General features: G+C 60.5%; 7 protein-coding genes. 6 read left to right on the top strand and 1 reads right to left on the bottom strand.

Features of this window, described 5'->3' with window-relative positions:
* The 6 genes from WBF74_RS02140 to WBF74_RS02165 form a co-directional block, all read left to right on the top strand.
* Positions 1-906 (top strand): MFS transporter (locus tag WBF74_RS02140; RefSeq protein WP_424434469.1); only part of this gene is annotated, 906 nt, incomplete at its 5' end.
* Positions 903-1,763 carry a TauD/TfdA dioxygenase family protein gene (locus tag WBF74_RS02145; protein WP_424434472.1) on the top strand — a complete coding sequence of 287 codons (861 nt, stop codon included), beginning with the start codon at positions 903-905 and terminating at the stop codon, positions 1,761-1,763. The genes WBF74_RS02140 and WBF74_RS02145, both read left to right, overlap by 4 nt.
* Before the next feature lie 97 nt (positions 1,764-1,860).
* Positions 1,861-2,871: a zinc-dependent alcohol dehydrogenase family protein gene (locus tag WBF74_RS02150; RefSeq protein ID WP_424434475.1), complete on the top strand. Its 1,011-nt coding sequence runs from the start codon at positions 1,861-1,863 to the stop codon at positions 2,869-2,871.
* 71 nt (positions 2,872-2,942) lie between these two features.
* Positions 2,943-3,407, top strand: coding sequence for a VOC family protein (locus WBF74_RS02155; protein WP_424434478.1), 465 nt, complete (start codon positions 2,943-2,945; stop codon positions 3,405-3,407).
* Positions 3,404-3,772: an ArsR/SmtB family transcription factor gene (locus WBF74_RS02160; RefSeq protein ID WP_424434481.1), complete on the top strand. Its 369-nt coding sequence runs from the start codon at positions 3,404-3,406 to the stop codon at positions 3,770-3,772. Before WBF74_RS02155 ends, WBF74_RS02160 begins: the two co-directional genes overlap by 4 nt.
* The gene (locus tag WBF74_RS02165; RefSeq protein ID WP_424434484.1) at positions 3,769-4,239 is read left to right on the top strand and encodes an SRPBCC domain-containing protein; all 471 of its coding nucleotides are present in this window, start codon (positions 3,769-3,771) and stop codon (positions 4,237-4,239) included. The genes WBF74_RS02160 and WBF74_RS02165 overlap by 4 nt, the downstream gene beginning before the upstream one ends.
* Here WBF74_RS02165 and WBF74_RS02170 read toward each other — a convergent pair.
* Positions 4,236-4,570: enolase C-terminal domain-like protein (locus tag WBF74_RS02170; RefSeq protein ID WP_424434487.1), on the bottom strand; the 335-nt coding region annotated here is incomplete at its 5' end. The genes WBF74_RS02165 and WBF74_RS02170 overlap by 4 nt on opposite strands.

Here is a 4,570-nt window from a genome sequence, read left to right on the forward strand (position 1 = left end):
ATCTACCCGTCCATCGGGCCGCTCGTCGAAACCATCTCCATGCGGGCGCGGCTGGATCACGGGATCAATTATGGCCGTGTCCGTCTCTGGGGTTCCGTCACCTTCATTGGAGCGAGCGCCTTTACCGGGTGGCTTCTTGAATGGACGCCTGCCAGCATCATCCTGATCTGCTTCATGGTCACGCTCGCGGTCAATCTGGGCGGGGCGCATCTCCTGCCGCGCGAGGCGCCGCCGCAGAAGAAGCGCGTTTCGACACGCAGCCGCTTTGCCGATGTACTCGAAATAGGGCGGCATCCGATTTTCATTCTCTTCGTTCTGACCTCGAGCCTCGCGCAGGCGACCCATGCCGTCTATTATGCGTTCGGTACGCTGGCCTGGCAGAAGCAGGGCTATCCCGACACGGTGATCGGCCTTCTCTGGGCGACCGGCGTGGTGGCCGAGATCATCCTTTTTTACATTTCCGGCCCGTTAATGGCGCGGCTTGGCGCGGTGAAGCTTCTGATCATCGCGACGGGAGCATCCGTCATCCGCTGGACGATCACCGCCTTCTCGCCCCATATAGCGCTGCTTTTCGTGGTGCAGGCGCTTCATGCGCTGACCTTCGGGGCGGCGCATCTCGGTGCTGTGCAGTTTGTGGCGCAGGCAGCGCCCCCACGGGTGGCGGCGACGGCGCAAAGCCTCTACGCGGCGATGGCCTCCGGCGTTATGATGGGGCTCATGACAATCAGCATCGGCCCGTTGTATGAGAGCATCGGCGCTCATACCTATTTTGCGATGGCGGGGGCGGGTGCCCTTGCTCTGGCAGGTGCCCTTCTTCTGGCTGTGCGCTGGAACGGGCAGGCACTCGTTCCCGAAGATGAGCCGGGCAGCGAACAGGTTATAGAAGAACAGGAAGTGGCGAAATGACGGTTGAAGTAATCCCGACCGGGGCAGCGCTTGGCGCAGAAATCCGTGGCCTCGATCTGTCGAAGCCCCTGAGCGATGCGGAGTTCGAGGCTGTTCAGCAGGCCTGGTATGACCACATCGTTCTGCTCTTTCGCGGGCAGCAGAAAGTGAATGACGACGACCTCATCCGCTTCTCGCGCCACTTCGGGGAGCTTGATATTGCGCCTGCCAGCGAAACCGACATGGCGGGTTCGCAGGAAAAGTCCCGCCCGGAAATCTGGATCATTTCGAACGTCGTGGAAAACGGCAAGCCGATCGGCGCGCTGGGTGACAAGGAAGCCGAGTGGCACACCGATATGTCCTATGTGGCAGAGCCGCCCATGGCGAGCGTGCTTCATTCGCGCGAAATCCCCCGGCAAGGCGGCGATACGAGCTTTGCGAATATGTACAAGGCGCTGGAAGAACTTCCTGCCGACCTCTATGCCGCCATCGAAGGCCGGTACTGCAATCACGACTCCAGCACGACAAGCGTCGGTGAGTTGCGTGTCGGTGCGAGCGCCGTGGTCGATGTGCGGACCGCACCCGGCGCGCGCCATCCGATCATCCGCACGCACCCCGTCACGGGTGGCAAGTCGCTCTATCTAGGTCGCCGTCTCAACGGCTATATCGAAGGCTATTCGGTTGAGGAGAGCGAGAAGCTGCTCGACCGTCTCTGGGCGCATTGCGCAAAGCCGGAATTTGCCTGGACGCATAAATGGGCCGTCGGCGACCTTCTGATCTGGGACAATCGTTGCGCCATCCATCGCCGTGACAGCTTCGATGGAAGCGAGCGCCGTGTCATGCATCGCACGCAGATCAAGGGTGATGCGCCGCGCTGAGCGGCAGAAGCCCTTGCGTCAATTTCCTCCCGTTTGACATTGCCGATGGATGCGCCAGTTTCTACGGCAAAGACATTCATCAAACGGAGGAAACCCGATGCGCGCATTGGTGCTGGAAGGCAATTTTGGAATTGAGAATCTGACGCTCAAGGAGCGGGGTGTGCCGAAGGCAGGGCCGGGTCAGGTCGTGCTGAAGATGAAGGCCGGCTCGCTCAATTACCGCGATCTTGCAACCGTTACCTTCGGGGGCAATCCGAAACTCCTGCCACTCGTTCCGCTGTCTGATGGCTGCGGCGAAGTGGTGGAAGTGGGCGAGGGCGTAACCCGCCTTGCCAAGGGCGACCGTGTGGCGCCGAGCTTCTTTCAGGGCTGGATTTCGGGGGGCCCCGTGGCCGAGCTGCTTGGCCCGACGGCGCTGGGCAGCCCGATTGATGGCTGCGCGCAGGAATATATGGTGCTTTCCGCCGAGGGCGTTTCCAGGGCGCCCAAAAATCTCTCGGATGAAGAAGTTGCCTGTCTTCCTTGCGCGGCGCTGACCGCGTGGCGTGCCCTTGTTGTCGAAGGTAACATCAAGGCGGGCGACACGGTGCTTGTTCAGGGCACGGGCGGCGTTTCGATTTTCGCGCTTCAGTTTGCGAAGGCGATGGGCGCGCGTGTGATCATTACTTCCTCATCGGATGAAAAGATCGAGCGCGCAAAGAAGCTCGGTGCGGATGCGGCGATCAATTATCGCGAGACGCCGGATTGGGAGATCGAAGCGCGCAAGCTCACAGGCGGGCGCGGTGTGGATCATGTGGTCGAGGTCGGCGGTGCGGACACTTTCCCGCGTTCCATCATGGCAGCGCGTGTGGGCGGGCATATTGCCGTGATCGGTATTCTTTCCGGTCTCACGAAAGACGTGAATGTGGCTGCGATCTTTGCGCAGAACCTGAAGATCAGCGGCATCACGGTCGGCAGCCGCACGCATTTCGAGGACATGACGCGCGCCATTGAGCAGAACGACATTCACCCCGTCATCGACAAGCGTTTCGCGCTGGAAGATGCCCAGGAGGCTTTCCGTCTCATGCAGGGCGCGTCGCATTTCGGCAAGATCGTGCTCAACATCTGATGTTTAACATCTTGTTTAAATATTATCCTTGTGGTTAAATATCTCCCGGTCAGAGGACAGGGAGGTGTGCCATGACGAACAGACAGGAAAGCGCGGGTGCCCGGATTGTGCCCGCGCTTTTTTATGATGATCCTGCGGCTGCGCTCGACTGGCTTGAAAAGGCTTTCGGTTTTGAAACCAGCATCTGCCTCAGGGACAATGGCAAGGTTGCCCATGCGGAGATGGAATGCGGCAATGGCCGCATCATGATTGGCGGCACGGACTGGGCGCCTTTCCCCGCAAGCCCTCATTCGCTTGGCGGCAAGAATACACAATCCGTTCATGTGCAGGTGCCTGATGTGAAAGGTCATTACGAGCGCGCCAGGGACGCGGGGGCGCAGATTGTTGCGGAGCCGACAGATCAGTTCTATGGCGACCGTATCTACCGCGCCGTCGATCCTGAAGGGCATCACTGGGTATTTCATCAGCCGCTGCGGGAAGTCTCCTTTGCGGAGATGGAGAAAGCGACGGGCCTCACGGTGACGGGCAAGGCATGAGCGGAAAAATCTCCGGGCCGGAAGAGATCGATCTCATTCTTGCAGCGCTTGCAGACCCGACGCGGCGGCGCATGGTTGATCTTTTACGCGATGGGCCGATGCGCGCGGGCGATCTTGCCGCGGCGTTCGATATCAGCGCGCCTGCCATCAGCCGCCATCTGCGCATATTACGCGCGACGGAACTGATTGAAGAGGAGGAAGCGGGGGAGGACAGGCGGCTTCGTGTCTATCGCCTTCGTGCCGCCCCCTTTGCCGATCTTCAGTCATGGCTCGAAGAGGTTGCGGACTACTGGACCTCGCAACTCGCCGCTTTCAAGGCTCATGCGGAAGGCAGGTCGGCGGGCAAGAAAGGCAGGAAGAAGTGAGCACGAGTGTCAGCGTTGCGATCACGCTGGCCGTGCCGCCGGACGAAGCCTTTCGCCTGTTCACCGAAGAAGTGGACCAGTGGTGGCAGCGCGGTCCGAGGTTTCGTTTCCGGCCTCGCGCACAAGGGCGGATGTGTTTCGAGCCGGGTGAGGGTGGCAGGCTCATCGAAATCTATGATGAGGAAGCGCGCGACATTTATGAGATCGGGCGCATCCTCGTCTGGGAACCCGGCGTGCGCCTCGTTTTCGAGTGGCGGGGGCCGAACTTCAGCAAAGGTGAAGTCACCGAAGTCGATATTCGCTTCCGGGCGCATGCGGAAGGCACGCGCATTCTGCTTGAGCATCGTGGCTGGGAAGTGCTGCCGTCAGATCATCCGGCCCGGCATGGTCTTGCCAATACGCCCTTTCTTGGCATCAGAGCCGGCTGGTGGCAGGAGCAACTCACGGCGCTGCGGGACCTCGCCTAACCCCAGAGCTCGCGTTCCGGCGGGTGGACAAGGCTTCCTGCATAGCGGAGCGCAGGCTCGCGATCCTTTGCCAGAAGGAGCGGGCCGTCGAGATCGACATAGTCTGCCTGCTGAGCAATCAGCATGGCGGGCGCCATGGCAAGCGATGTGGAAACCATGCAGCCCACCATCACCCGCAGCTTGCGAAGCTTTGCGCAGCGTATGACAGCCAGCGCTTCGGTAAGGCCGCCCGTCTTGTCGAGCTTCACATTGATGAAATCATAAAGGCCGACAAGCCGCTTCATGCCTTCAAGTCCATGCGCGCTTTCATCTGCGCAGAGCGGCACCGGGC

The organism is Parvibaculum sp. (genome assembly GCF_049672805.1).
Classification (GTDB): Bacteria; Pseudomonadota; Alphaproteobacteria; order Parvibaculales; family Parvibaculaceae; genus Parvibaculum.